We start from the raw sequence: 1,492 nt of genomic DNA, 5'->3' as shown, positions 1-1,492 counted from the left end.
CTTTGACACCGAGGACGAAGCAATGGCCGCCGCCGAAGCCCACATTCGCGCCTTGGCGGCAGGTCTCGCCGAGCGCGCCGGGACCGATCAGGCGCGGATCGAAATCGCGCGGGACATAAGAGTTGCAACAATTGAAGGCGAACGCAGTTTCGTCGAAGCCATCGTTGTCGCGACCGCCACCGGACGGCCGCGCATCGCGTCATGACGCATTCAGGGCTGGGCTGAAGCCATGGCCCGCACGTCATGCGCTGGCGCGCTTCGCCGCTATGAAGACCGATGCAAGCCTGGTGCCAGAAACAGCAAACCATGCTGCCAATCACGGCTCCGCATGCCAGCGGTGCGCCGTAGTGGGTACATGTGCCGTCGACCGCCAGCATATCGTCGCCGACGCGTACCAGGACCACCAGCTGACCGGCGGCATGGGCATTATCGCGATTGCCACGATGAACACACCAACAGCGAGGTAAGGGTCGGTCTCCACGGACTGTTTCGATGCCATCTTGGTTCTCCTTTACGATCCTGACGGCGTATGTCGACTATGCGCCGGACGTGAAATTGGATGCAGCGCTTTTCGAAAAGTTCCCGTAGTTCGCCACGGGTGGGAACCTTCCTCCTGGTGTCGTGCCCGTCGGGAACCAATCCTCGCCAGGCGCATCCAATGGTTCAAGCGTGGAACTGGAGAGACCGATGGACCTGCGTTCGCAAATTCTGGACGACACCGAAGATGGCGTGTCGGCCTCCGCCCAGGGAAATTCAGCGGGAGACGGCAAACCCAGAACAGTCGGCCGCGTCCGGCCGACGCGCTTCGATGCTGAGGCCGCGGTCAGGACGCTGATCTCTTGGGCCGGCGACGATCCGGCCCGACCCGGGCTTATCGATACTCCTTCACGTGTCGTTCGTGCCTATGAAGAGTGGTTTGCCGGCTATCGGCAAGATCCTGTGAGGCTGCTCGAACGGACGTTCGATGAGATCGGCGGCTATGATCAGGCGGTCGAACTGCACGACATAGCGTTTCATTCCTTCTGCGAACACCACATGGCGGCAATCCACGGCAAGGCGTATATCGCCTACATGCCCGTCAACCGCGTGGTGGGCATCTCCAAATTGGCAAGGGTTGTCGAGGCTTGCGCCCGCCGCTTGCAGATACAGGAGCGGCTCACGGATGATATCGCTTGCGCCATCGACGATGCCCTGCAGCCGGGTGGAGTGGCCGTCGTGCTTGTAGCCGAGCACGGCTGCATGACATCGCGCGGCGTCCACGCGCACGGCACCCGCATGGTCACCAAACGCATGCTCGGCGTTTTCGACACGAACGTCGATCTGAGGCGTGAATTCCTGTCGTCGATTCCGGTGTGACGAATTTTCGGGAACCCTTGTTGTCGAGACCCATCTATTGAAGGGCAAGGAGACTGCTCATGTCGTACGCTCGACGAGACGCGACCGAAATCATCGCTGCCGCTGGCGACCTGGAATTGGCACAGCGGGCCATGGC

Annotated in this window: 2 protein-coding genes; both read left to right on the top strand. The window is 61.3% G+C overall.

The window, feature by feature from the left end:
- Window positions 1-205, top strand: a 205-nt coding sequence (locus tag EN993_RS38205; protein ID WP_245469073.1) for a hypothetical protein, incomplete at its 5' end; no start/stop codon positions are given.
- A 482-nt stretch (window positions 206-687) separates the two neighbouring features.
- Window positions 688-1,356 (top strand): GTP cyclohydrolase I FolE, encoded by a 669-nt coding sequence (gene folE, locus EN993_RS35690; protein WP_127266230.1) that lies wholly within the window; start codon window positions 688-690, stop codon window positions 1,354-1,356.
- The last annotated feature ends 136 nt before the right edge of the window (window positions 1,357-1,492 follow it).

It is taken from the genome of Mesorhizobium sp. M7D.F.Ca.US.004.01.2.1 (assembly GCF_003997785.1).
GTDB classification, from domain to species: Bacteria; Pseudomonadota; Alphaproteobacteria; order Rhizobiales; family Rhizobiaceae; genus Mesorhizobium; species Mesorhizobium loti.
This window is presented reverse-complemented; position numbering and strand designations above follow the sequence as displayed.